Raw genomic sequence first — 26153 nt, forward strand, 5'->3', positions numbered from 1 at the left:
CCGCGCCGGCAGCCCGCCGCCCGGGCGGCCGGGCGCTTCGCGTGCGCCGTGCCCGGCCGCTCAGGCCGCCAGCAGCTCGTCCGCCGGCCCGAAGAATTCGTAGTGGATCCGCGCCGCCGGCACGCCCAGCCCCGTCAGCCCGGCCACGAAGCCCCGCAGGAATTCGCGCGGGCCGCACAGGTAGTAGTCGGCCGTCGCCACCGGCGTATTGGCCCGCAGCCAGTCCAGGCCGATCCGGCCGGCCAGGTCGTAATCCCGGCCTGGCCGGTCCTCCGGCCGCGGGCATTCGTAGAAGGTGGTCACGCCGATCCGGCCCTCGGCGGCCAGGGCCCGGGCCTCCGCCCCCAGGGCATGGGTGGCGCCGGAGAAGGTGCCATGGACGAACTGCACCTGCGGGGCGGCGGGCAGCCGCGCCGCGGCGTGCAGCATGCTCAGCAGCGGCGTCTGGCCGACGCCGCCGCTGAGCAGCACCACCGGCCGCTCGGGGCGCTCGGGCAGGATGAACTCGCCGGCGGGCGCGGCGACCTTCAGCCGCGTGCCCGGCCGTACCGCATCATGCAGCCAGTTGGAGGCGACGCCCTGCGGCTCGCGCTTCACCGAGATGCGGTACTCCGCCCCGCCGGGGGCGGAGGAGATGCTGTAGTTCCGCTTCAGCGGCGCATGCCCCGGGATCTCCAGCCAGAAGGTGAGGTACTGGCCCGGCCGGTGCCGCAGCACCGCGCCGCCATCCTCGGGGGCGAGGAGGAAGGAGGTGATGATCTCGCTTTCCCGCCGCTTCTCCTGCACGACGAAGTCGCGCCAGCCCTTCCAGCCGCCGGGGGCCGTGGCGTGCTCCTCATAGATCTGCGTCTCGCGGCCGATCAGCACCTCGGCCAGGAACCAGTAGGCCTCGCCCCAGGCGGCCAGGATCTCGGGCGTCGCCGCCTCGCCCAGCACGTCCTGGATGGCGCCGAGCAGGGCCTCGGCCACGAAGGGGTAGTGCTCGGGCAGGATGTTCAGCCCGACATGCTTCTGCGCGATCCGCTCCACGGCGCCGGCGAGGGCGCCGAGATTCTCGATGTTGCGGGCATAGGCCAGCACCGCCGTGGCCAGGGCCTTGGGCTGCGCGCCCGTCTCCCCATGATGCGACTGGTTGAACAGGTCGCGGATCGCCGCATTCTGGAACATCCGCTCATACATGCGGCGGGTGATGGCAAGGCCATGCGCCTCGAGGGCGGGGACCGTGGCCTTCACCAGGGCAATGGTCTGGGCGCTGAGCGGGCGGGGCATGCGGGCCTCATAAGGTGTATTTGCGGCGCACCTTCTAACCTCCTGGCGAAAAGGTGTAAAGCTGCTACACCTTCCAGATGCGACTGACCCTCTACACGGATTACGCCCTGCGGGTGCTGATCCATCTCGGCCTCCGGCCGGATCGCCTGGTCTCGATCCGGGAGATTGCCACCGCCCACCGCATCTCGGAGAACCACCTGGTGAAGGTGGTGCATCAGCTCGGCCAGGGCGGCTTCGTGAAGACCCTGCGCGGGAAGGGCGGCGGGCTCCGCCTGGCGCGGCCGCCGGGGGAGATCCGGGTCGGCGAGGTGGTGCGCTTCACCGAGGAGGACATGGCCCTGGTCGCCTGCTTCCAGGCCGCGGCGGCGGAGCGCGGCGGCTGCGCCCTGGCCAATGCCTGCCGGCTGCAGACGCTGCTGGGAGAGGCGATGGCCGCCTTCATGGCGGTGCTGGACGCGCGGACCCTGGCGGATCTCCTGGCCAGCCCGCAGCGGGAGGCAATGGCGGGCCGGCTCGGGCTGCTGCCTGCCGGGCTGCCGCCGCAGGAGACGGGCATGGGCGGGGCCATCGCCCGGTGAACCCCGGCTGGCTGATGGCCTTCCGGCCGGCGCCGATGGGCGCCAGCCTGACGGAACGCGTCCGCGGCGCCTGCGGCGCGCTGCTTGGCCTGCTGCTCACCGGCCTCATCTGTGGCCGGCTGGACCCCGGGGCGGCCTCCCCGCTGCTGATCGCGCCGCTCGGCGCCTCGGCCGTGCTGCTCTTCGCCCTGCCGGCCAGCCCGCTCGCCCAGCCCTGGTCGATCCTCGGCGGCAACATCGTCTCCGCCGTCATCGGCGTGACCTGCGCGCACTGGATCCCGGACCCGCTGCTGGCGGCGCCCTTCGCCGTGGCCTTCGCCATCGGCGGCATGTTCGCCCTGCGCTGCCTGCATCCGCCGGGCGGGGCGATCGCACTGACCGCGGTGCTGGGCGGGCCGGCCGTCACCGCCGCCGGCTACGGCTTCGTGCTCAAGCCGGTCGCGCTGGAATCGCTGCTGCTCACGCTGGCGGCGCTCGCCTTCCATGCCGCGACGCGCCACGCCTATCCGCATCGCCAGCAGCCGGTCCGGCACCATCCGCACGGCACCGCCGACGCTGCCCCCACCCAGCGCCTCGGCGTGCAGGCGGAGGATCTCGACGCCGTCCTGCGGCAGCATGACGAGCTGCTCGATGTCAGCCGCGACGATTTGGACAGCGTGGTGCGGCAGGCGGAGATGCATGCCTACCGGCGCCGCTTCGGCGAGATCACCTGCGCCGACATCATGTCGCGCGACGTCGTCACGGTGCAGTCCGGGACGAAGCTGGCGGAGGCCTGGCGGCTGCTGCGCCGGCACGACATCCGGGCGCTGCCCGTGCTGGATCCGGCCCGGCGGGTGATCGGCATGGTCTCGGATGTCGATTTCCTGCGCAGCCCGGAGCTCGACCTGTATGAGGGCTTCGCGGCGCGGTTCCACGCCATGATCCGCCGCCCGAGAGCAGTGCGGGCCGAGCGGCCGGAGGTGGTGGGGCAGATCATGCCGCGCACGGTGCGCACCGTACCGGAGGGGACGCATGTGGCGGATCTGGTGCCGCTGATGGCGGATGCCGGGCTGCGGCACGTCGCGGTCGTCGATGAGCGCCAGCAGCTCTCGGGCATCATCTCCCAGGCCGACCTGATCGCCGCCCTGTACCGCGGCGGCCTCGGCCGCGGCGTGGCAGGGAGGGGCAGCCGGGCGGCCTGAGCCCGAAGGGCATGGCGCCTTGCGGTCTCGCCGGCCGGGCCGGGCAATGGCCGGCCCCTCGTGGCGATGGATGGCCGGCGCGGCGCATCCCCGTTCTGGCCGCACGGCCGGGGGGAGGCGGATGCCGCATCCCCCGCCGGAGGAGGGGAAGTCCAGGACCCCTCCCCGCCTCCGGTGAACCGGCACCCCGGCCTCGCCCGGGGCGCCTGCCAGACCCGCTGCCGCCCGGTGTCCTGCCGTGGAAGGCCATGCGAGGTCCCGGGAATTCAGCCCCGCAAGGCCGCGCAGCGGCCTTGCGGGAGGTTCTCAGACATGGATGCCGTCCAGGTCCTTGCCGGCATTCTCCGGGCTCCACCACCAGACCACCGCGGCCTGGCCCAGCATCACCACCGGGATGAGCAGGAAGGCGAGCTGGAAGCTGCCGGTCGCCTCGCGGATCCAGACCGAGACGAAGGGCCAGAGCACATAGCCGGTGAAGAAGGCGAGCGCCCAGGAGAAGCCGTTGCCGACCCCGCGGATGCGCGTCGGGTACATCTCCGCCGTATAGGTGGTGGCCGGCCCCCAGACGCCGAGGAAGCCGATGCTCCAGAGCAGGCCATAGACCCAGAGCAGCGTGTTGTTGCTGGTGTAGGTCCAGAGGGTGAGGAACACCGCCCCCTCCACCAGCATCAGCACGAAGCCGAGGCGACGGCCGAAGCGGTCGATGATCCAGCCGGCGCCGATGATGCCGAGCACGCCGATCAGCCCCCAGGCGACGTAGAAGCTGCCATATTCCGCCGCCGTCCAGCCATGCGCCTCCTTCAGGAAGAGCGGCATCCAGAGGCCGACCGTCGAGAAGGCGATGACGTTGGTGCAGGCGACGAAGGTGGCGAGCAGCGTGCTGCGGCGCATGTCCGGCAGGAAGAGCTGGCTGACGCCGACCTTCTCCGCCTTGCCGATCCACTGGCGATCCTCTGCGCTGATGCCATGGCCGTTGCGCAGCGCCTCCCGGATGCGTCGCTTGCGGTCCATGGTCCGCACCCAGTAGGGAGATTCTGGGCAGAGGAAGCGGACATAGACCGCGAGCAGCGCCACCACGGCCGGCAGCACGAAGGCGGCGCGCCAGCCCCATTGCCCGACGACCACCGCGGTGATGGTCCCGGCGAGGGCGGCGCCCACGCCCCAGGCGGAGCGGTCCACGCTGACGATCATGCCGCGCAGCCGGGCCGGCCAGGTTTCCGCCACCAGCATGGAGCCGATGGCCCATTCGCCGTTCAGCGCGAAGCGGACGATGGCATAGGCGGCGACGAAGAAGCCCCAGTTGGGGGCGAGCGCCACCAGCGGCATCATCAAAGAGAACATCGCGATGTTGACGGCGAGCAGCGTGCGCCGGCCGAACTGGTCCGCCAGCCAGGGCCAGAGATAGAGGCCGACGATGCCGACCAGCATGGCGATCTGCACGCCGCTGCGGTACTCCGGCAGGGTGACGGCGAATTCCTGCATCACCATGGGTGCGACCAGCGCGAAGATCGCGCCGTCCATGCCGTCGAACCCCCAGCCCAGCCCGTTGGCCCAGGCGATGTGCCAATGCGTGCGCGTCAGCTTCCCCTGCTGCACGGCGTTGCGGTAGGGGGCGCTGCGCATGTGCTTCGCCTCCAGCGGGCCACCGGGAACCAGCGGTGGTCCGACATCGGGCGCAGGCGCGCCGGCTGCATCGACTGCAGTTGAGCTCATTGGACGGATTCTCCCATTTCCCTGGCCTGCGGCCGGTGCGGGCCGATTGGTTCGGCCTCGCAGGAGGATGCTGCAATCTGCGCGTGTGGCACGCAACCGCGTTCGGGATCGGTCCGCCGACGTGCCGAGCGCGCATGATGCGTCGTGGGGGTGGCCCGAGGGCCAACCCAGCGCCGGGCCTGCTTCGGGCTGGGCGCGGATGGAACGGCAGGGCGGATCTCCGGGGCGCCCGCGCAGCACCGTTCCGATCCGACCGCGTATCATCGCCGCAGGGTTTCGGCCCGCTCGCGGCACGGCCGCCGCAGGGCCGATGCCCGGGCAAAAGCCGCTTGTGCCGCCCCGGCGATGCGGCGACCATGCCGGCAAACCTGGGAGGAGACACGCGCCATGAGCAGCACCCTGGCCGAGCCGGCAGCAGCCCCGCGCAGCCTCTCCCGCGCCGAACACGCGGCCGGCATGGCGGCCTATCGCGCGGCGGGCGAGCGGCTGGCGGCCGAGATCGGCAATCGCGGGCCGCTGCGCCTGACGGATGACGGCGCGCTGCACCCGGACATCCAGGCCGCCTATTGGCGCCATGGCTACTACATCTTCGAGGGCGTGATCGACGCGGAGGAGATCGCGGCGCTGCGCGCCGATGCGCACAACATGCTGGAACGCGCGCCGGTGGGGCCGGAGGCCAAGCTGGACGCGCAGGGCCGCCCGGCGCTCGGCCTGGACCATGCCCGCCTGCCCTATCGCTTCACCCGGCCGCTCGCGGATCCCTGGGGCGGGACGCAGCTCCTCGGCGGGCGCCATCCGGCGCAGATGAGCCAGCCCAAGCCGGATGCGGATGCGCCGGAATGGGTGGTGTTCCTGATGTACGCCATGTGCCAGTCCATGCCCTCGGGCCTCCGCCTCTACGGGCACCCGAAGCTGCTGGCCGCGGCGCAATCCATCAACGGCCCGGATTTCGTGCCCTTCAACGACGCCATCTTCGTCAAGCAGCCGGGCCTCGGCGGCTCCGTCGCCTGGCATCAGGACGGGGTGACGCATTGGAACTCGCCCGACTGGGACGAGGGGATCCACGGCTTCAACTACCAGGTGCAGCTCTACCCGACGACGCCGGCCAATTGCCTCTGGGTGATCCCCGGCTCCCACAAGCTGGGCAGGGCGGACATCAAGGCCATGGTGGCGGCGAATGGCGGCAGCGAGCAGCTGCCGGGCGCGGTGCCGCTGGTCTGCGCCGCGGGCGACGTGACCATGGTGAACCGCCAGATGGTGCATGGCTCCTTCGCCAACAGCTCGCCGGACATCCGCATCTCGCTGACCTTCGGCTTCCACCGGCGCCGCTCTGTGCTGGGGCAGAAGGCGGCGCTCTCCATGGCGGAGACCCAGGCGGTCTATGACGAGCAGCGCATCTTCGAGCGCTCCGCGGTGATCCAGGTGGCGATCGATGCGCGGCACCAGGCACACCCGGAGGAGCCGGTCTTCCGCTACCAGCCCTTCGCCGGGCTGGAGGACCAGTTCCGCTTCACGCCCGAGACCTTCGATCGCGTGATCCGCGACTACAACACCAAGGATCTGGCGATCTGACCCCGCTGCGCTTCGGCTGACGGCACGCGGCGGGGGCTGAAACTGCCCTGGTCGCGTGCAGCCCCGAGGGGGCGGCCGATGTTTCGCGGCGCAGCGGCGGCGCCCATTCGGGATGCCGAAGCACGCAACATCGCGAGCGCGCTTCGTGTCGTTGAAAGGCACCTGCGCCGACGGGACACCGTGCCGCATTGGCCGCAAGGTCCCGTTACCGCGACGGAGGTCCCGCCCTTCGCGTTTCCGGGCGAGCCGGCCCTGGGGATCGCGGCCGGAGATGCGGCCCCGCCGCGTTCCGGCCAGTGTCCTGCCCGCGACGTTCGTGGGATTCCCCACGTACGCAGCGGATCGGCAGGCCGCTGAAGACAATGGGCAGTGGCCTGAGAACGAAGTCCGCAGGAGTTCGAAACCAGGACGCTAGAGCGTCTTCGGTTCACATGCGTTCACCGAAAACGCTCTACGCCGTTGCCTGCAGAGCAGATTCGCGCCTTCGGGCGATGCCGCCCTACGGCGATCCGCTCTAGGCCTCCGGCGCGACCGCCACCTTGCGGTAATGCGCCTCGTCCACCGGCTCCATCCAATTGTTGTTGTCCGGCCCCTCGATCTCGAGGAAGGAGATATGCGCGAAGAGGTGTCCGGCCACCGCGCCATGCCAGTGCACCACGCCCGGCGGCACCTCCGCGACATCGCCGGCGCGCAGGATGCGGGGCGGCTTGCCGCGCACCTCCACCATGCCGGTCCCCAGCGTGGCCACCAGCACCTGCCGGGTCTTGTGGGTGTGCCAGTTGGTGCGCGCGCCGGGGGCGAAGGTTACCAGAGTGGCGCTGGTGCGCGATGTTGCCGTCGGCGCGGCATAGGCATCCTGCAACACGGTCCCGGTGAAGTTCTCGGCGGGTGCGGTCTTGGTCGCCCGTGCCGCAGCCGGCCGGATCGTCACGTCATCCATCTGCGTCTCCTTCCGGGCTCTGCGGCCCGCCTGGTTGCCGCCGCGGAGCCTAGAGCAATATCCGATCAGGTGGACTCACCTGATCGGATCTCTTGCTCTAGATAGTACAACATCTAGAGCAGCTTATCTCCGACCTGATGGATCACGCGGTGATCCATCAGGTCGGAGGCTGCTCTAGCGGAGCCCCGCCGGGATGGGAAAGGCGCCAGGACCCGCCACACCGGCTGCGCAACGCTGCGGGAGAGATGGCGTCGCAGCGTCGGCGGTATCGCTGTACCGACAGCGCGCGGTGATCATGGGACCGCAACGAAGCCGAAGCCGAACGCGCCGCGGCGCAGGCGCAGGCGCAGCGGGAGATCGCCGAGGAGATGCGCCGGACAGCGCGGCTCGCTGCCGGGCAGGGCAGCGAGGGCGGCTGAACGCCACCCCATGCCAGGCATGTCAGGCGGCGCGCCGGTCGATCGTGGGCGGCACCGCCGCGTTCCGCTCCAGCCGGTCCCGGTGGAGCGCGGCGCGGGCGACCAGCATCAGCGTGACGGGCGTGGTCAGCAGGATGAAGAGGCCGATCGCGACCTCATGCAGGACGAGCCGCGTCTGCAGCACGGAGAAGAAGAGCATCGAGGCGACCAGGATGCAGCCCATGCCATAGGAGGTGGCCAGGGTCGGGGCGTGCACGCGCTCATAGAAGCTGCGCAGGCGCAGCAGCCCGATGGAGCCGATCAGCGTCAGGCCCGCGCCGGCCAGCAGCAGCAGCGCCACCGGCAGCGCCACGAACCAGGGAAGCTCCGCCACCTGCGGGATCATTCGATCACCTCGCCGCGCATCAGGAATTTCGCCAGGGCCGCCGTGCCGACGAAGCCGAGCAGCCCGATGAGCAGGGCCGCCTCGAAATAGACCTGGGTGCCGGAGCGGATGCCGAAGGTGACGAGCAGCAGCATCGCGTTCACATACAGCGCATCCAGCCCCACCACGCGGTCCTGGGCCCGCGGCCCGCGCAGCACGCGCCAGCTCGCGCACAGCATCGCGCCGCCGATCATCAGCTGCGCGAGCAGGAGCGCCCAACCCAGCAGGGTTGCCGTCATGCGAAAATCTCCAGCAGAGGCTGCTCGTAGCGGTCCTTGACGAGGCGCACCCACTCCCCCTCCTCCCCCAGGTCGAGCACGTGCAGCAGGAGCCAGCCCTCCTCCGCATCGAACTCCACCCAGGCGGAGCCGGGCGTCGCGGTGAGGATGGCGGCCAGCACGGCCAGCGCCCGCGGGTCCCGCAGGGCCAGGGGAATCCGGATGAAGCCGGCCGGGGGATCCTGGCGCCGGTTCAGGATGAGGCGCGCCACGGCGAGGTTGGACCTGGCCACATCCACCAGCACCAGCCCGGCCAGCCGCAGCGCGATGCCCGGGCGCCGCAGCCGGGGCCGGCCCTGCTCCAGCCGGTCGTAGGCCCGCCCCCCGAGCAGCGCGACCACGATGCCGACCAGCGCCGGCCCGGGGGCGAGGGTCTGGTTCAGCAGCAGCCACAGGGCCAGCAAGGCGGCCGAGACCAGCGGATGGGGCAGCAGCCGCCTCATCGCGCGCCCCGTCCCGGCTGGCGCGGATGGTCCGGCGCGTGGAGCGCGGCGGCCGTCGCCTGCATGTAGCGCATCACCGGGCCCGCGGCGACGGTCATGCCGATGCAGACGAAGATCAGCAGCAGCACCGGCGCGATCTCGACCGCGCCGATCCGCGGCACGGCACGGTCGGCATCCGCCCACAGGTTGCGGATGCCGGCGCGCGTCATCGCCAGCAGCGTGGCGAAGCCCGAGAGGACCAGCACGATCAGCAGGGACCAGCTTCCCGGCGAGACCAGCACCGGCCCCTGGCCCAGCCCCCGGGGGTTGAGGATGCCGTCGAGCATGGCGAATTTGGCGATGAAGCCAGAGAGCGGCGGCAGGCCCGCGAGCACCAGGGCGCAGCAGAGGAAGCAGGTGGCGAGGGTCGCCATGGTCATGGGGATGGGCACGCCGATCCCGTCATCGCCCTGCTGCTCCTCCTCGTCATCGCCCTCGCCGAAGGCTTCCGCCGTCACGGCGAGGACGTCGGCGCCGAGGTCGCGGCCGCGGTCCAGCAGCTCGATCAGCAGGAAGAGGGCGCCGATCGCCAGCGCCGAGCTGACCAGGTAGAACAGCGCGCCGCCGGTCACCGCCGTCTGCCCGGCGCCGACGGCCGCGAGCAGGGTGCCGGAGGAGATGATGACGCAGCCGCCGGCAAGGCGCGGCAGGTCCTGGGTGCCGAGGACGCTGATGGCGCCGAAGATCACCGTCAGGACGCCGCCGGCCATCAGCCAGGTGCTGCCGAAGCCGGCGGAGACCCCCGTCTCCGGCCCGAAGAGCAGCAGGACGAGCCGCAGCACGGCATAGACGCCGACCTTGCTCATCATCGAGAAGATGGCCGCCGCGGGCGGGCTGGCGGCGGCGTAGGTGGGCATCAGCCAGAAGCCGAGCGGCCACATCGCCGCCTTCACCAGGAAGGCGACGCCGAGGATGGCGGCGCCCGCCTCCAGCAGCGGCCGGTCCGCCGCCGGCATTCGCGGGATGCGGGCGGCGAGGTCGGCCATGTTCAGCGTGCCGGCGACGCCGTAGATCATGCTGACGCCGATCAGGAACAGCAGCGAGGCGGCGAGGTTCATCGAGATGTAGTGCAGCCCCGCCTTCACCCGCGCGACTCCCGAGCCGTGCAGCGCGAGCCCGTAGGAGGCGGCGAGCAGGACCTCGAAGAAGACGAAGAGGTTGAACAGATCCCCGGTGAGGAAGGCGCCATTCAGCCCCATGAGCTGGAATTGCAGCAGGGCGTGGAAATGCGCGCCCATCCGCTGCCAATGCGCCAGCGCGTAGAGCAGCGCCGCGAAGCCGAGCAACGCGGTGACGAGCAGGAGCAGGGCGGAGAGCCGGTCCACCATCAGCACGATGCCGAAGCTGGCTGGCCAATTGCCGAGGCGATAGACCTGCACCGCGGCCGCCCCGCCGGCATGCGCCTGCACGGCCAGCGCCACCGCGGCGGCAAGCATGACGAGGATGGAGCCGATGCCCATCGCCGCCTTCAGCCGCGACCGGCTCTCATCCAGCGCGACCATGACCGCGCCGGCGATGAGCGGCAGCGCGATGGGCAGGATGGCGAGGTGCTGCAGCCAGCCGGTCACCGCGGCGGCCTCCCATCCACATGGTCGCCGCCGGTGAGGCCTCTGGCGGCCAGCATGACGACGAGGAAGAGCGCGGTGGTGGCGAAGCCGATGACGATGGCCGTCAGCACCAGGGATTGCGGCAGCGGGTCGGCGAAATGGGCGGGGTCGCCCTTGCCGCCCGCCTCCAGGATCGGCGCCGCGCCGACCGGGAAGCGCCCCATGCTGAAGATGAAGAGGTTCACCGCATAGGAGAGCAGCGAGAGCCCGATGATGAGCTGGAAGGTGCGCGGCCGCATGAGCAGCCAGACACCGGAGCCGCCGAGGATGCCGATGGCGAGGGCCAGGATGAGTTCCATCAATTCTCTCCCGCGACGGCAGGCTCGGGCCGGGCGGTGACCAGGGGCGGCGGCGCCGGGCGCGGCCGGCGGACCGACTGGTGCGCGAGGGCGATGAGCATCAGCACCGTGGCGCCGAAGACCAGGGCGAAGACCCCGAGGTCGAAGATCACCGCGCTCGCCAGGGGCAGCCTGCCGAGCGGGCCGAGATCCGCATAGGCGAAGTAGGAGGTCAGGAAGGGCTTGCCGAAGGCGACCGCCGCCGCCCCGGTGCCGGCCGCCAGCAGCAGGCCGAAGCCCATCCAGCGCAGCGGCAGCACGCGCAGCCGGTCCTCCACCCAGCGCGTCCCGCCGGCCATGTATTGCAGCAGGACGCCGATGGCGAGCATCAGCCCGGCGACGAAGCCGCCGCCCGGCTGGTCGTGCCCGCGCAGCAGCAGGTAGAGCGAGACGGCGATGATCACCGGGAAGAGCAGGCGCATGGTGACGGCCGGCACCAGCAGCCAGTCCCGCGCCTCGCCCTGCTGCTGCTCCGGCATGCCGACGCTTTCGGCGGCCGGGCGGAAGCGGCGCAGCAGCGCATAGACCGTCAGCGCCACGATGCCGAGGACGGTGATCTCGCCCATGGTGTCGAAGCCGCGGAAATCCACCAGGATCACGTTCACCACATTGGTCCCGCCGCCCTCGGTATAGGCGCGCTCGAGGAATTGGCGGGAGATGCCGTCGGGCGAGACGCGCGTCATGGTGGCGTAGGAGATGGCCGCGAGGCCGAGGCCGGCGGCGGCGGCGATGACGAGGTCCCGCCCGCGCCGCAGCCGGGCGAGGATGTGGCCCGAGCTCGCGCTTTCCATGCGCTTCGGCATCCAGCGGAGGCCGAGCAGCATCAGCACCGTGGTCACGATCTCGACCAGGAGCTGGGTCAGCGCGAGGTCGGGCGCCGAGAACCAGACGAAGGTCAGGCAGGTGGCGAGCCCGGCGCCGCCCAGCATGACGAGCGCCGCGAGCCGGTGGTACTTGGCCTGGTAGGCGGCGGCGATGGCACAGGCGCCGCCCACCACCCAGAGCAGCGCCACCACCGGATCGGGCCGGGTGAGCTCCACGCCGCCAGGGGCCAGGCCGTGCGGCAGCAGCGCCAGAGTGGCGGCGAGGAAGGCGATGCAGACCAGCAGCCGGAGCTGCATCTGCAGCCGGTCCGTGGCGACCAGCCGTTCCAGCGCGCGGGCGAAGCGCCAGGAGATGAAGACCATCACCTGGTCGAAGGCCCGGCGGCCGTCCAGCCGCTCCAGCAGCGGCGTGCCGTCGATGCCGGCATTCAGGTGCCGGTAGAGCAGGCGGTAGAGCACTACCCCGCCGGCGAGGGCGATGAGGCTCATCACCAGCGGCAGGTTGAAGCCGTGCCAGACGGCCAGGCTGTAGTCCGGCGTGGCCTCGCCCAGGATGGAGCGCGCCGCGAGGTCGAGCACCGGCCCCACCGTGGCGGAGGGCAGGATGCCGACGACCATGCAGGCGAAGACCAGGATCTCCACCGGCACGCGCATGAATTGCGGCGGCTCGTGCGGCGTCTTCGGCAGGTCGTCCGTCTCCGGCCCGAAGAAGGCGCCATGGATGAAGCGGAGCGAGTAGGTGACGGCGAGGATGCTGGCCAGCGCCGCGGCCACCGGCAGGATGCTGTGCAGCAGGGTGGGGGTGGTCGCGGCGGTCAGCGCCTCGGTGAAGAACATCTCCTTGGAGATGAAGCCGTTGAGCAGCGGCACGCCGGCCATGGCCGCGGCCGCCACCAGCGCCAGCCGGGCGGTGAAGGGCATGGACTGGTTGAGGCCCGAGAGGCGGCGGATGTCGCGGGTGCTGGTCTCATGGTCGATGATGCCGGCCGCCATGAAGAGCGAGGCCTTGAAGGTCGCGTGGTTGATCGTGTGGAAGACGGCGGCGACCATGGCGAGGTCGCTGTTCAGGCTGAGCAGCAGCGTGATCAGGCCGAGATGGCTGATGGTGGAGTAGGCCAGCAGCGCCTTCATGTCGTGCTGGAAGATGGCGACGTAGGCGCCGACCACCAGGGTGATGAGGCCGGCCGGGCAGAGGATCCAGAACCAGGCATCGGTCCCGGCCAGCACCGGCCAGAGCCGCGCCATGAGGAAGATGCCGGCCTTCACCAGCGTGGCGGAATGCAGATAGGCGGAGACCGGCGTCGGCGCCGACATGGCGTGCGGCAGCCAGAAATGGAACGGGAATTGCGCGCTCTTGGTCAGGGCGCCGAGCAGGATCAGGATCAGCGCCGGCAGGTAGAGCGGATGCGCGCGGATGACATGGCCGGCCGCCAGCACGTCATCCAGCTCATAGCTGCCGACGATGTGGCCCAGCACGAGCACGCCGGCGAAGAGCGCGAGGCCGCCGCCGGCGGTGACGGTCAGCGCCATGCGGGCGCCGTCCCGCGCCGCGGCGAGGTTCTGCCAGTAGCCGATCAGCAGGAAGGAGAAGAGGCTGGTCAGCTCCCAGAAGAAGACGAGCTGGATGAGGTTGGCCGAGAGCACCAGCCCCATCATCGAGCCCATGAAAGCCAGCAGGAAGGCGAAGAAGCGCGGGATCGGGTCGTCCGGCGACATGTAGTAGCGGCTGTAGAGGACGACGAGGAAGCCGATGCCGGAGGCCATCAGGGCGAAGGTGGCGGCGAAGCCGTCCATCCGCAGGGTGAAGGAGAGGCCGAGCTCCGGCGCCCAGGGCAGCGCGACGCGGGGGATCTGGCCGGCCGTGATGTCCGCATAGCCCAGCAGCACCATCAGCAGCGTCAGCAGCGCGGTGCCCCCGGCGAGCCAAGCGATGGTGCGGGCCCGGGCCGGCAGCAGGCAGGCGATCAGCGCACCCGCATAGGGGAGCAGGACCGCAGCGAGTAGGTGGAAGGCGTCTTGCATCGGGCGCCTGGCTCTCCGCAGGTTCGTGGTCCGTGCCCAGCCTCGCCCGGGGCACGGAGGGGCATCGGGACCTTACAGGGGCGCGGTCAGGGCGCGGAGCGGTCCGCGGCCTGGAGAGTCTGCAAGGCTTCGGCGGCGGAGCGGGCGCGGCGGAGCTGCCGGGGGATCTGGTTGTCGCGCAGGGCGCGGCAGATATTCGAAAGCGCCGGCAGGAAGCCTTCCGAGGCCGCCTCCGGCCAGAGGACGAGGAAGACCAGGTCCACCGGCTCGCCGTCACGCGCCTCGAGGTCGATGGGGTGGGTCAGGCGGGCGAGGACTGCGACCGGGGCGTCGAGCCAGTCCACCCGGGCATGCGGCAGGGCGACGCCACGGCCGAGCGCGGTGGAGCCCAGCCGCTCCCGGGCCTGGATCGCATCGAGGACCTTGTCCTCCGGCAGGCCGTGCCGGGCCGCCACCTCGGAGGCCAGCATGTCGAACAGATCTTTCCTGCCGGACGGCGAGAGAGACAGGATTGCGTCCGGCGCCGGAAAGAGATCTGCGATGGCCATCTGAAAACCCACCCTTGCTGGTCGGGGAAACGCCCGACCCCGCCTAGCATATCCTGGCGGGATGACCGATTCTCCATGTGGCCGGGAGGGGTGGTAGCTTGGCGTTACAATCCGGTCCCTTGAGTTGGTATCGATTTTTCTGTTGCGGGTGAATGCGCGGCAGAGGTTTCCGCCCGGTGAGGCGGCGCGCTTCATGTCATGATGGCGGCGGTGGATTGGGCGCCGCTGGTCGCCTTCGGGCCGCGGCTGGAAACATCGCGTGCGGCACCGCGGCGGGACGATCGCACGACTTTTCCGACGCGCCCCACGGCCGTCCGGACGATGCTTCCAGGTAGGGGGCATGGCCCAAGGCGCATGGCGCCGACAGGGTCATGGCGGAGGCAGCCCTTGCCGTCGCCCGGCGATATCGGGCCGAGCCGGTCATTGCAGCCACCATGACGCCGGAAAGCCTGGCGTCCCCTAGGGGATTCGAACCCCTGTTGCCGCCGTGAGAGGGCGGTGTCCTAGGCCTCTAGACGAAGGGGACTGAGGCGAGGCGGGCTTGTAGCGGCGACGCGGCCGGGGATCAAGCGCCCATCGGCGACCACCAGCAGATATCCTGCGGCACCCCTCGGCGGCCGGGAGGAGACGCCCCGGCCCGCCCTGCCGCGCAGCGGCCCGCACAGCCCGGACCGCCACGCATGGCAGCCCCGGCGCGGATGGCATTTGTACGGCCCGGGCACGAACTGGTCGGATGACAGCATGCCTGCCGCGCTCTGGATGCTCATCGCCGCCGCCGCCGCCTCCATCAGCCTCGCGCTCGGGGTGCGGCAGACCTTCGGCCTCTTCCTGCTGCCCCTGGCCCAGGAAGCGGCGCTGCCGCCGACCGTGCTCGGCCTGGCCGTCGCGCTGCACAACCTGGTCTGGGGCCTCGCCCAGCCGGTGACCGGCGCGCTGGCGGACCGCCACGGCGCCGGCCGCGTCATCGCCGGCGGCGCCCTCTTCTACCTGGCGGGCCTCGCCCTGCCGGCGCTGCTGCCGGTGCCCTGGGCGGTGCTGCTCGGCGTCGGCCTGTTCACCGGCATCGGCGTCTCCTGCTGCGGCACCGGCGCGGCGCTGGCGGCCATCGGCCGCGCCGCGCCGCCGGAGCGGCGGGGGGAGCTGATCGGCCTCGCCTCGGCCGGCGGCTCGCTGGGCCAGGCGGCGCTGGTGCCGCTGGCGCAGAACCTGATCGGCTGGGTCGGGGCGACGGCAAGCCTCGGCGTGCTCGGCCTGACCATGCTGGCCATCCTGCCCATCGCCCGCAGCATCGAATGGCGGCCGCCGCCGGCACGGCCGGGCGTGACGGCCACCGGCCTCGCCGGCCTGCCCGCCCTGGCGCGGGAAGCGCTGGCGAATCGCGGCTATGCGCTGCTCACCCTCGGCTTCTTCGCCTGCGGCTTCCAGCTCGCCTTCCTCACCATGCATCTGCCCAGCCATCTGCAGCTCTGCGGCATGCCGGCGGGGCTGGGGGCCACGGCGCTGATGACGGTCGGGCTGTTCAACATCCCCGGGAGCTGGCTGTGCGGCCGCGTCAGCAACGTGATGCGGCCGGAGCTGGCACTGGGCTGGATCTACCTGGTGCGGAGCGTGGCGATCGCGGTCTTCGCCTATACCGCGCCGACGCCGCTCGGCACCGTGGTCTTCGCCGCGGTGATGGGCTTCGTCTGGCTCGGCTCCATCCCGCTGACCAATGCCGCCATCGCCCGCCGCTTCGGGGTGACGGATCTGGGCGCGCTCTACGGCGTCTGCTTTTTCAGCCATCAGGTGGGGGGCTTCCTCGGCGCCGCGGCCGGGGCGCTGCTGCTGGAATTCGCCGGCAACTACGATGCCTTCTGGCCGGTGATGATCCTGGTGGGCGCGGTGGCTGTGGCCGCGAATTGGGTCATCCGACCGCCGGCCCGGGCCCTGGCCTGACCCGGCGATACATGAAGGAAGGGTGAAGACTTCGATAGCTCCTGCCGGCCGGCGGCATCCGGGTCACGGCAAGAGCGGGGCGGGTTGAGCCCGCTGGCCCCTACCCGCCCTGGCGCTGCGGGGGGTGCCGGGCTTCGGGCCCGGCTGCCGTGCGCCCGCGCCGCGTCGCCCGCATCCTGCCAGCCGGGGCCGGGGGGCTGCCGTCCCGCTTCGCCCGATCTGCCCCTGAGGGCCGCCGCCTCCGTGACGAGGGATGGATGTTTACCTCGCCCTTGCGTGAACGATATGTCATCTTGCGCGGCGGACCATCGTCACCCCGGCCGCGTCTTCGATGCGGCGGCGTGCCGAAGAGCCTGCTAGCCTGCCAATGACCTGCCCGGCGCCAGCCAAGAGGCAGGAAGTGAACCTGCCCCGCCGTCGGAAGGCGCGACGGCGGGATAACACGACAGGGGCGAGGAATGTCCGAACGAACAGCGATCCTGCGCAGCGATACCGAGGTGCCGCCGATGACCCGCGAGGAGCGGAAGGTCATCATCGCCTCCTCCCTCGGCACGGTCTTCGAATGGTATGATTTCTATCTCTTCGGCTCGCTTGCGGCGGTGATCGGGACGAATTTCTTCAACCCGCTCGACGCCAACAACCAGCCGATCTTCAACGAGGCGACGCGCAACATCTTCGCCCTGCTGGCCTTCGCCGCGGGCTTCCTGGTGCGGCCCTTCGGCGCCCTGGTCTTCGGCCGGCTGGGCGACCTGGTCGGGCGGAAATACACCTTCCTCGTCACCATCCTCATCATGGGCAGCTCGACCTTCATCGTCGGCATCCTGCCCACCTCGGCCGATATCGGCATCGCCGCCGCCATCATCCTGATCGGGCTGCGCATGCTGCAGGGCCTCGCCCTCGGCGGCGAATACGGCGGCGCCGCGACCTATGTGGCGGAGCACGCGCCGCATGGCAGGCGCGGCTTCTACACCAGCTTCATCCAGATCACCGCGACCGCCGGCCTCTTCCTCTCCCTGCTGGTGATCCTCTTCACCCAGCTCGCGCTGGGCGATGCGGCGTTCCGCGCCTGGGGCTGGCGCGTGCCCTTCCTCGTCTCCATCCTGCTGCTCGGCATCTCCGTCTGGATCCGGCTGCAGATGGAGGAAAGCCCGGCCTTCCAGCGGATGAAGGCGGAGGGCACCCATTCCAAGGCGCCGCTGACCGAGGCCTTCGGCCAGTGGAAGAACGCGAAGATCGCCCTCCTCGCCCTGCTCGGCCTGGTCATGGGGCAGGCGGTGGTCTGGTACACGGGCCAGTTCTACGCCCTGTTCTTCATGGGCAGCGTGCTGAAGGTGGATGCCTACACGACCAACCTGCTGATCGCCTGGGCGCTGCTGCTCGGCTCCGGCGGCTTCGTCTTCTTCGGCTGGCTGTCCGACAAGATCGGCCGCAAGCCGATCATCCTCGGCGGCTGCCTGATCGCGGCGCTGACCTACTTCCCGCTGTTCAAGCTGATGAGTGCGGAGGCGAATCCGGCGCTGCACAAGGCGCATAGCGAGATCTCGGTGCAGGTGCTGGCGGACCGCTCCACCTGCTCCTTCCAGTTCAACCCGACCGGCACCGCCCGCTTCACCCAGCCCTGCGACATGGCCAAGGCGGCGCTCGCCCGCGCCTCGGTGAACTACACGGTGGAGGATGCGCCGCCCGGCAGCGTCGCCGCGGTGCGCATCCAGGGCGCCGCGCCCATCCCGGCGGACAGCCCGAGCTTCGCCCGCGACCTGGGCGCGGCGCTGGCCGCCGCGGGCTACCCGGCGGCCAGCAACCCGACTGTGGTGAAGATGGCGCATCCCTTCGACATCTTCCGCGAGCAGCCGGCCGTCCTCGTTGGCGTGCTGACCCTGCTGGTGATCTACGTGACCATGGTCTATGGCCCGATCGCCGCGGCGCTGGTCGAGCTCTTCCCGACCCGCATCCGCTACACCTCCATGTCCCTGCCCTACCATATCGGCAATGGCTGGTTCGGCGGGCTGCTGCCGGCGACGAGCTTCGCGATGATCGCCCAGACGGGCGATGTCTATTACGGGCTCTGGTATCCCATCGTCATCGCCGGGGCGACGGTGGTCATCGGCCTGCTCTTCGTGCCGGAGACCAAGGATGTGGACATCTACGCCCAGGACGTGGCGGAGAAGCCGCAGGGCCGGCCGGCCAGCGCCAGCGTCTGATACTTCCCATGACGGCGCTGCGCGCCGTCATGGGGGCCCCGGAGTCGCCTGGCTCCGGGGATCCAGCACAGGCCGCCGCGGCAAAGCCGCGGCGGCGCAACGGGCGGCGCGGGCGGCAGGCGCCCGCGCTTTCGCCTCAAACCCGACATATCACGGATGGCGTTGACCCGGCGCAAAGCCGGGCGGGACGTGGCATGCTTCACCCCAAGCCGGACTCGCCGGCCAGAGAGGGAGGAACCGCATGCCGAGCCGCTACGATGAGGTCTATGCCGCAGCCATGGCGGATCCCACCGCCTACTGGGGCAAGGCGGCCGAGGGCATCGACTGGGCAACGCCGCCCTCCCGCATCTTCGACCCCTCGCTCGGCGCCTATGGGCGCTGGTTCCCGGATGGCCGGCTGAACACCTGCCACAATGCGGTGGACCGGCACGTGGCGGCGGGGCGCGCGGAGCAGGCCGCCATCCTCTACGACAGCCCGGTCACCGGGCGGCGTGCCACCCTCACCTACGCCCAGCTCCAGCAGCGCGTGGCGAAGCTCGCCGGGGCGCTCGCCGCCCTCGGCGTCGCGGCCGGGGACCGGGTGGTGATCTACCTGCCGATGGTGCCGGAAGCGCCCGTCGCCATGCTCGCCTGCGCCCGGCTCGGCGCCATCCATTCCGTGGTCTTCGGCGGCTTCGCGGCGGCGGAGCTGGCGGCGCGCATCGCCGATGCCGAGCCGAAGGTCATCATCAGCGCCTCCTGCGGGATCGAGCCGGGGCGGGTCGTCGCCTACAAGCCGCTGCTGGATGCGGCGATCGCCCTGTCGCCACACAAGCCGGCCGCCTGCCTCATCCTGCAGCGGCCGGAACTGCCCTGCGAGCTGACCCCAGGCCGCGACCGGGACCTGCTGGAGGCGGAGGCCGAGGGTACGCCGCAGGCTTGCGTGCCGGTGGCGGCGACGGACCCGCTCTATATCCTCTACACCAGCGGCACGACGGGAAAGCCCAAGGGCATCGTGCGGGACAATGGCGGCCATGCCGTCGCGCTGCACAACTCCATGGGGCTGCTCTATGGCATCGGCGCCGGCGACGTCATGTTCACCGCCTCCGATGTCGGCTGGGTGGTGGGGCACAGCTACATCGTCTATGCGCCGCTGCTGGCCGGCGCGACCACGGTGCTGTTCGAGGGCAAGCCGGTCGGCACGCCGGATGCCGGCACCTTCTGGCGGGTCTGCGCGGAGTACGGCGTGAAGGCGATGTTCACCGCCCCCACCGCCATCCGCGCCATCAAGCGGGACGACCCGGACGGCAAGCTGCTGGCGCGCCACGACCTCTCGAAGCTGGAGGCGCTGTTCCTGGCCGGAGAGCGCTGCGACCCGCCGACCGCCGAATGGGCCGCGGCGCTGCTGGACAAGCCGGTGATCGACCATTGGTGGCAGACCGAGACGGGCTGGTCCATCACCGGCAATTTCCGCGGCCTCGGCCTCTTCCCCACCCGCTTCGGCAGCGGCGGCAAGCCCGCCCCCGGCTATGCGGTGAAGGCGCTGGACCAGGCGGGCAACCCGCTGCCGCCCGGCGAGACCGGGACGCTCGCCATCAGGCTGCCCCTGCCGCCGGCCTGCCTGCCGACGCTGTGGCAGGCGGAGGAACGGTTCCGCGAGGCCTACCTCACCGCCTTCCCCGGCTGGTACAACACCTCCGACGCCGGGGTGGTGGATGCGGAGGGCTATGTCTCCGTCATGTCCCGCACCGACGACATCATCAACGTCGCCGGCCACCGGCTTTCAACGGGCGCGATCGAGGAGGTGCTGGCCTCTCATCCCGACGTCGCGGAATGCGCGGTGGTAGGGGCGAAGGACAGCCTGAAGGGCCAGGTGCCGCTGGGGCTGGTGGTGCTGAAATCCGGCGTCGCCAAGCCGGAGGCGGAGCTGACGCGCGAGCTGGTGGCGCTGGTGCGGGAGCGGATCGGACCCGTTGCCGCCTTCAAGGAGGCGCGGGTGGTGGCCCGGCTGCCGAAGACGCGCAGCGGCAAGATCCTGCGGGCGACCATCCGCAGGATCGCCGATGCAGAAAGCTACACCGTGCCGCCGACCATCGACGACCCGGCGATCCTGGAGGAGATCGAGGGGGTGCTGCGGCAATAGGCGGGGCTCCGCCCTGGGCAGTGCCCGCGACCCTGCACCTCCGCCGGGGCCAGGACCTGGCCCCGGACCCCGGTATGGGCTTCAGGGGCGACGGATCGGCCCATCGGGCGCCGAAGCCGGGAGGAAACCGGTCACCGGTTTGGCGTATCGAACCATGTGAGAGGGCGCGCCGGCATTCGCCGGCCCCGTCAACCTGGCTGCAACCCGGCATCGGAGGTGATCCTGTCCCGCCGCATCCTGACCCTGACGATGAACCCCAGCCTCGACATCGCCGCGGACGCCGAGGCGGTGGTGGCGGTGCGCAAGGTGCGCACCAGGAATGAGCGCCTCGATCCCGGCGGCGGCGGCATCAATGTCTCCCGCGTCGTCCGGATCCTGGGCGGGGAGACGCTGGCGCTGATCGTCAGCGGCGGCCTGCCCGGCGCGGTGGTGGAGGATCTGCTGCAACGGGATGGCCTGCCCTACCGCAAGGTGGCCATCGCCGGCTGGACCCGCATGGCGCAGACGGTGAACGACCTCTCCACCGGCAAGGAATTCCGCTTCGTGCCGGAAGGCCCGGTGCTCGGCGAGGCGGAATGGCAGGCGATGCTGGACCTGCTGGCCGAGGAGGCGGGGGATTGGGTGATCGGCAGCGGCAGCCTGCCGCGCGGCGTGCCGGATGATTTCTATGTCCGCTGCGCGGCGATCGCCCGGCGCCAGGGGCGGAAGCTGGTGCTCGATACCTCGGGCGCGGCGCTGAAGGCCGCCATGGGCAAGGGGGTGTTCCTGGTCAAGCCGAGCCGCGGGGAGTTCGAGACGCTGGTGGGCCGCCCGCTCGGCACGCCCCGGGCGCTGAACGAGGCGGCGCTGCAGGTGGTGCGCAGCGGCCAGGTGGGGATGGTGGCGGTCTCGCTCGGCCATCAGGGCGCCGTGCTGGCGACGGAGGAGGGGGTCACCCGCCTGCCGGCGCTGGATGTGCCGGTGAAGGGGGCGGTGGGAGCGGGGGACAGTTTCCTCGCCGGCATGGTAGTGGCGCTGGCGCGCGGCGACAGCCCGAAGGAGGCCTTCGCCTGGGGCATGGCCACCGGCGCCGCCGCGGTGATGCAGGAAGGCACGGCGCGTCCGCGGAAGGAGGATGTGGAGGCGCTGCGGCGGCGGCTTGGAGAGGTTTAGAGCAGATCGCGTTCAGATGGAATCATCTGAACGCGTGAAGATGCTCGAGAAACAACGGCCTAGAGCAGATCGCCGTAGGGCGGCATCGCCCGAAGGCGTGAATCCGCTCTGCAAGCAAAGGCGTAGAGCGTTTTCGGTGAACGCATGTAAACCGAAAACGCTCTAGAGCATGCTGCGTGAGCGCAGGCGAACGCAGCATGCTCTAGAACGCCCACAAAACCGCCGCGCGGCTTTGTGCAAGTCTGCTGGTTGAACCAGCAAACTCAGCCCGGGGTCCAGGGCCAGGTCCTGGCCCCGGCGGGAGTGCAGGGGGCAGCGCCCTCTGCCCGGCGGAGCCCCCTCCCCTACCCCCGCAGCCCGATCACCGCACTCCGCGGCGGCACCCCGGCGCGGAAATCCGGCCAGCGCGTCCCCGGCCGCGTGAAGCGCGCGCCCGGCACCGCCCCCGGGTGCCGCACCCCGGTGAAGATCGTGCCGCCATCCGGCGAGACCGCCGCCCCGCCCACCGCCGCGCCGCGCGGCGCGCCGTAGAGCGGCAGGGGCACCCCGCGGGCCGGCCCGTCCAGTGCCACGCCGAACAGCGCATCCGGCTGCTGCGGGTCGCGGCTGCCGCGGTCCGTGCCCACCCAGGCCCGGCCATTGGCGTCCACCGTCACCGTATCCGGGTTCTCCGGCCAGGCGCTGCCCGGCGGCAGGCCGGCGCCGCCATAGCGCGCCGCGGAACTGCCCGGCGGCCCGGCGGCGAAGAGCAGGGCGGCGCTGGCCCCGGGCGCCGCATCGTCGCCGCCCTGCGCCGTCAGCTCGATCACATGGCCGGAGGGCCGGGCGGGGCTGCCCTGGCAGGCCAGCAGCAGCCGCGGCTTGCCGGGGTCGAGCCCGAGGCCGGAGGGGGTGTCGAGGCCGGTGCCGCCGGCGGCGGCGGCCGCCGACAGGGGGTCCGCGCCTGCCGGCAGGGGCAGCCAAAGCACGTTCTCCCCCGTCATCCGGCAGACGGAGAGGGTGCCGGCCTCCAGCGCGCCGTCGCTGGTGGCGGGGCCGGCGGAGACGAAGCGGAACAGGAAGCCGCCCACCCGCCGGTCCGTCAGATACACCACCGCGCGGCCGTCCCGCGCCAGCGTCGCCGCCACGTCGCCATGCGGGAAGCGGCCCAGCGCCGCGCGCTTGGCCGGCACGGATTGCGGGTCGAAGGGGTCGAGCTCCGCGACGAAGCCGTAGCCGGCGGGGTCGAGGCCGGGGATGCGGCTGGTCCAGAAGCCGGGATCGCCCTCCGCCAGCAGCAGCGTGCCCCAGGGGGTGACGCAGCCGCCACCGATGCCGAGCAGGCCGCGCACGCTGCCAGCGCCCAGGCGACAGAGGGTGCCGAGGCCGAGGCGGCGGCTCTGATAGCCGCCATCCACCACCACCCAGCGGCCGCCCTGGCGTTCCAGGTTCAGCAGGGAGGCGCCCTGCAACGCGGCGAGCATGGCGGGCGATCCCTCCCCGCCGGGGAAGGCCATGGCGGGATCCACGGTGGGGTGGCCCACCGCGAGCACGCCGCGCGGCAGCCCGTCCGTCGCCGGCTGGCGCGGGGTGGCGAGGGCGAGGATGCGGGCATCCCAGCCGAATTGGCCGGAGGCGCCCTCGGCATCCTGGGCCGCCGGGTTCCAGGCGGCGGCGTCGAAGGCGACGCGGTCGCCCCAGCGCATCAGCAGATCCCGCTGCCAGCCGGGGGCGGTGCTGTCATCCTGCTTCACCGGCAGGGGCAGCGGGCCGAGCGGGGCACGGGCACGCTGGGCGGCGGCGAGGCGGGGCACGGCCAGCAACGGGGCCGCGAGCGCCGCGCCCAGGGCGGTGCGGCGACGGATCACGCCGGGGGCTCCTCGATGCGCGGCGGCAGGTGGACGGTGACGGGCGGCAGCGGGCCCTGCCATTTCTCGATCTGCACCAGGCAGGATTGCGCCGAGGGGCCCTGGCCGAGGGTGGAGGTGCCCACATCCGCCGTCAGCACGTTCGGATTGCCATGGACGCAGATACTGTCCGGGTCGCCCGGCACCAGCGGGTCGTACCAGGCGCCGGTGGCCATGGCGACGACGCCGGGCAGGATGTCCGGCTTGAGGCGCACCCCGCCGAGGCAGGCGCCGCGGGCGTTGAAGATGCGGACGATGTCGCCCTCCGCCAGGCCGCGCGCCGCGGCGTCCTGCGGGTGCATCAGGATCGGCTCCCGCCCCTGGATCTTGTCGGCCGCGGCGACGCGGCCGGTATCGAGCTGGCCGTGCAGCCGGGTGGCGGGCTGGAAGGAGAGGAGATGCAGCGGGTAGTCCGCCGCCGCCTTGGCGCCGAGCCATTCCCGGGGCGGGATCCAGACCGGGTGGCCGGGGCAGTCGGCATAGTTGAAGCTGGCGATGGTCTCGGAGAACAGCTCCACCTTGCCGGAGGGGGTGTCGAGCGGGTTGGCCTCCGGGTCCGCGGCGAATTCGGCGAATTGGGTGTATTCCTCGCCGGGTTCGATATCCGGCACCTCGAGATGGCCGGCGGCCCAGAATTCGTCGAAGGAGGGCGCGGCGAAGCCGGTGGCCGCCGAAGCCTGGCGGAAGCGGTCATAGAGGTGGCGCAGCCAGCCCATCTCGTCGCGCTGCTCGGTGAAGCGGTCGCGGTAGCCCAGCGCCTCGGCGATATCGGCCAGCATGTCCACGTCGTTCCGCGCCTGGGCGACGGGCGGGATGGCCTGGTGCATGGCGCGGAGGAAGCGGTCGCGGCCAGCGCAGGCGATGTCGTTCCGCTCCAGCGTGGTGGTCGCCGGCAGCACGATATCGGCATGGCGGGCCAGCGCGGTCCACCAGGGCTCCTGCACCACGATGGTCTCGGCGCGGGACCAGGCGCGGAGGAAGCGCGGCAAATCCTGGTGGTGATGGAAGGGGTTGCCGCCGGCCCACCAGATGAGGCGGATGTCCGGCAGGGTGATGGCGTTGCCGTTGAAATGCAGCACCTCGCCCGGGCGTTCCAGCATCTCCGTCACCCGCGCCACCGGGATGTAGAGCCCAACCGGGTTGCGGATGGCGGGGGTGGAAACGGTGGGGGTTTCCCGCCGCGGCGTGCCCATGCCGTTGATGCTGCCATAGCCGAAGGCGACGCCCTGGCCCGGCCTGCCGATGCGCCCGAGCATGGCGGCCAGCGCCACCAGCATCCAATAGGGCTGCTCGCCGTAATCGGCGCGCTGCAGGGACCAGGCGGCGGTCAGCATGCAGGGCTGCGCCGCGCATTCCAGGGCGAGGCGGGTGATGGTGGCGGCCGGGACGCCGGTGATGGAAGCCGCCCATTCGGGCGTCTTCGGCGTGCCGTCGCTCTCGCCGGTGATGTAGGGGCGGAGCTTCTCCCAGCCGACGCAATGCGTCGCCAGATAGCCGCGATCCTCCTGCCCCGCTGCCAGGACGGCATGCGCCATGGCGAGCATCATGGCGGCATCCGTGCCGGGGCGGATCGGCACCCATTCGGCGCCGAGCGCATCCTCGGTATCGCCCTTGTAGGGGCTGATATTGACGAAGCGGACGCCGGCGGCGGCGGCCTGGCGCATCAGCGGCAGATAGGCGTGCTGCCCGGCGCCGCCGGAGGTGACCATGCCGTTCTTCGCCGCGAGCCCGCCGAAGCAGAGCATGAGCTTCGCATGGCGGGCGATCGCCGCCCAATCCGTGGTGCGGCCCAGCAGCACCTCATTGGTGCCGAGGAGATGCGGCAGCAGCGCCTGGCCGGTGGCGTAGGAATAGGCGTTGACCGAGGTGGTGAAGCCGCCGCCGAGGCCGAGGAAGCGCTGGAGCTGCGTCTTGGCGTGATGGTAGCGGCCCGCCGAGGACCAGCCATAGGAGCCGCCATAGATGGCGGTCGGGCCATGCTCGGCCCGCACCCGCGCCGTCTCCTCCGCCAGCAGCCGCGTCACCCGGTCCCAGGAGACCGGTACGAAGGGGTCGCCGCCGCGGAGAACCCCGCGCCGCTTCCCTTCCAGCCAGCCCTTCCGGACATGGGGCCGGTCGATCCGGGCGGCGGAATGCACCGCATCCGGCACCGCCTGGATCAGCGAGCCGGGAAAGGGGTCGCGCCCGAAGGGGCGCACGCCGGTGACGCGGCCATCCTCGACCACGGCATCGAAATAGCCCCAATGGGCGGCGTGCGGCTTGATTTCGGTCATGCTCTCGTCCCTTCCCGGCAGGGCGTTGTGCCACTGCCGGGCCGGGCCCGTCCATCACACGGGGTCGAGGGTGAGCCCGTATTTCTGTTCCAGCAGCCGCTTCAGCGTCGCTGCCGCCTCCGGCGCATCCCGGGCCACCGACTTGCCCCAGAGGGTGAAACGCTCCGCCTCCGGCGGCGGCGCAGTCTTCACCGTGAAGTGGCTGAGCGCGTTCACCTCCTTCGCCATGCGCGCCAGCATTCGGGCGAAACGCTCCTCCGCCTGCTCCACGGTGACGATATTGCCGGCGCCGATGGCGATGACGCCCGCCGGCACCAGGCTCTCCTCCCCCGCCGGCCGGTAGGAGACACGGAAGGCGGCCTTCGCTTCGGATGTTGCCGACATGGGAT

20 protein-coding genes and 1 tRNA gene are annotated in these 26153 nt (G+C 71.4%); 7 read left to right on the forward strand and 14 right to left on the reverse strand.

Features of this window, described 5'->3' with window-relative positions:
* Positions 1 to 60: 60 nt before the first annotated feature.
* A complete protein-coding gene (gene hmpA, locus NJ376_RS12085) occupies positions 61 to 1269 on the reverse strand; it encodes an NO-inducible flavohemoprotein (protein ID WP_252953519.1) in 1209 nt (402 codons plus the stop codon).
* 77 nt (positions 1270 to 1346) lie between these two features.
* Between hmpA and NJ376_RS12090 the strand changes: the two genes are divergently transcribed.
* On the forward strand, positions 1347 to 1847 hold the full coding sequence (locus NJ376_RS12090; protein ID WP_252953520.1) for an RrF2 family transcriptional regulator: 501 nt from the start codon (positions 1347 to 1349) through the stop codon (positions 1845 to 1847).
* A complete protein-coding gene (locus tag NJ376_RS12095; RefSeq protein ID WP_252953521.1) occupies positions 1844 to 3028 on the forward strand; it encodes an HPP family protein in 1185 nt (394 codons plus the stop codon). Before NJ376_RS12090 ends, NJ376_RS12095 begins: the two co-directional genes overlap by 4 nt.
* A gap of 306 nt (positions 3029 to 3334) precedes the next feature.
* On the opposite strand, the gene NJ376_RS12100 is transcribed toward NJ376_RS12095, so the two are convergent.
* Entirely contained in the window at positions 3335 to 4741 is a 1407-nt protein-coding gene (locus NJ376_RS12100; protein WP_252953522.1) for an MFS transporter, read from the reverse strand.
* A 387-nt stretch (positions 4742 to 5128) separates the two neighbouring features.
* Here NJ376_RS12100 and NJ376_RS12105 point away from each other — a divergent pair, with 387 nt between their 5' ends.
* Entirely contained in the window at positions 5129 to 6313 is a 1185-nt protein-coding gene (locus NJ376_RS12105) for a phytanoyl-CoA dioxygenase family protein (protein ID WP_252953523.1), read from the forward strand.
* 514 nt (positions 6314 to 6827) lie between these two features.
* Here the strand turns inward: NJ376_RS12105 and NJ376_RS12110 are convergent.
* The 9 genes from NJ376_RS12110 to NJ376_RS12150 form a co-directional block, all read right to left on the reverse strand.
* Positions 6828 to 7253, reverse strand: a complete 426-nt coding sequence (locus NJ376_RS12110; protein ID WP_252953524.1) for a cupin domain-containing protein — start codon at positions 7251 to 7253, stop codon at positions 6828 to 6830.
* 441 nt (positions 7254 to 7694) lie between these two features.
* Positions 7695 to 8057, reverse strand: a complete 363-nt coding sequence (gene mnhG / locus NJ376_RS12115; RefSeq protein ID WP_252953525.1) for a monovalent cation/H(+) antiporter subunit G — start codon at positions 8055 to 8057, stop codon at positions 7695 to 7697.
* Complete coding sequence (locus tag NJ376_RS12120; protein ID WP_252953526.1) at positions 8054 to 8335, reverse strand: K+/H+ antiporter subunit F; 282 nt, start codon at positions 8333 to 8335, stop codon at positions 8054 to 8056. The genes mnhG and NJ376_RS12120 overlap by 4 nt, the downstream gene beginning before the upstream one ends.
* Positions 8332 to 8817, reverse strand: a complete 486-nt coding sequence (locus tag NJ376_RS12125; protein ID WP_252953527.1) for a Na+/H+ antiporter subunit E — start codon at positions 8815 to 8817, stop codon at positions 8332 to 8334. Before NJ376_RS12125 ends, NJ376_RS12120 begins: the two co-directional genes overlap by 4 nt.
* Positions 8814 to 10424 (reverse strand): monovalent cation/H+ antiporter subunit D, encoded by a 1611-nt coding sequence (locus tag NJ376_RS12130; RefSeq protein ID WP_252953528.1) that lies wholly within the window; start codon positions 10422 to 10424, stop codon positions 8814 to 8816. The genes NJ376_RS12125 and NJ376_RS12130 overlap by 4 nt, the downstream gene beginning before the upstream one ends.
* Positions 10421 to 10762, reverse strand: coding sequence for a Na+/H+ antiporter subunit C (locus NJ376_RS12135; RefSeq protein WP_252953529.1), 342 nt, complete (start codon positions 10760 to 10762; stop codon positions 10421 to 10423). The genes NJ376_RS12130 and NJ376_RS12135 overlap by 4 nt, the downstream gene beginning before the upstream one ends.
* Positions 10762 to 13647 (reverse strand): monovalent cation/H+ antiporter subunit A, encoded by a 2886-nt coding sequence (locus tag NJ376_RS12140; RefSeq protein WP_252953530.1) that lies wholly within the window; start codon positions 13645 to 13647, stop codon positions 10762 to 10764. Before NJ376_RS12140 ends, NJ376_RS12135 begins: the two co-directional genes overlap by 1 nt.
* An 86-nt stretch (positions 13648 to 13733) precedes the next feature.
* Positions 13734 to 14195, reverse strand: a complete 462-nt coding sequence (locus tag NJ376_RS12145; protein ID WP_252953531.1) for a PTS sugar transporter subunit IIA — start codon at positions 14193 to 14195, stop codon at positions 13734 to 13736.
* A 450-nt stretch (positions 14196 to 14645) separates the two neighbouring features.
* Positions 14646 to 14721: transfer RNA gene (locus tag NJ376_RS12150), tRNA-Glu, on the reverse strand.
* A gap of 215 nt (positions 14722 to 14936) precedes the next feature.
* Between NJ376_RS12150 and NJ376_RS12155 the strand changes: the two genes are divergently transcribed.
* The 4 genes from NJ376_RS12155 (at position 14937) to NJ376_RS12170 (ending at position 21605) form a co-directional block, all read left to right on the forward strand.
* The gene (locus NJ376_RS12155) at positions 14937 to 16130 is read left to right on the forward strand and encodes an MFS transporter (RefSeq protein ID WP_252953532.1); all 1194 of its coding nucleotides are present in this window, start codon (positions 14937 to 14939) and stop codon (positions 16128 to 16130) included.
* Positions 16131 to 16588: 458 nt separating this feature from the next.
* Positions 16589 to 18331, forward strand: coding sequence for an MFS transporter (locus tag NJ376_RS12160; RefSeq protein WP_252953533.1), 1743 nt, complete (start codon positions 16589 to 16591; stop codon positions 18329 to 18331).
* A 241-nt stretch (positions 18332 to 18572) separates the two neighbouring features.
* Positions 18573 to 20453 carry an AMP-binding protein gene (locus tag NJ376_RS12165; RefSeq protein ID WP_252953534.1) on the forward strand — a complete coding sequence of 627 codons (1881 nt, stop codon included), beginning with the start codon at positions 18573 to 18575 and terminating at the stop codon, positions 20451 to 20453.
* 216 nt (positions 20454 to 20669) lie between these two features.
* Positions 20670 to 21605, forward strand: a complete 936-nt coding sequence (locus tag NJ376_RS12170; RefSeq protein ID WP_252953535.1) for a 1-phosphofructokinase family hexose kinase — start codon at positions 20670 to 20672, stop codon at positions 21603 to 21605.
* 344 nt (positions 21606 to 21949) lie between these two features.
* On the opposite strand, the gene NJ376_RS12175 is transcribed toward NJ376_RS12170, so the two are convergent.
* From NJ376_RS12175 to NJ376_RS12185, 3 genes are read right to left on the reverse strand one after another with little or no spacing between them, the layout of a single operon-like run.
* Positions 21950 to 23452, reverse strand: a complete 1503-nt coding sequence (locus NJ376_RS12175) for a PhoX family protein (protein ID WP_252953536.1) — start codon at positions 23450 to 23452, stop codon at positions 21950 to 21952.
* Positions 23449 to 25764 (reverse strand): molybdopterin-dependent oxidoreductase, encoded by a 2316-nt coding sequence (locus tag NJ376_RS12180; RefSeq protein ID WP_252953537.1) that lies wholly within the window; start codon positions 25762 to 25764, stop codon positions 23449 to 23451. Before NJ376_RS12180 ends, NJ376_RS12175 begins: the two co-directional genes overlap by 4 nt.
* Before the next feature lie 54 nt (positions 25765 to 25818).
* Positions 25819 to 26148: a hypothetical protein gene (locus NJ376_RS12185; protein WP_252953538.1), complete on the reverse strand. Its 330-nt coding sequence runs from the start codon at positions 26146 to 26148 to the stop codon at positions 25819 to 25821.
* Positions 26149 to 26153 lie beyond the last annotated feature (5 nt).

The organism is Siccirubricoccus soli, from assembly GCF_024178315.1.
GTDB lineage: Bacteria > Pseudomonadota > Alphaproteobacteria > Acetobacterales > Acetobacteraceae > Siccirubricoccus > Siccirubricoccus soli.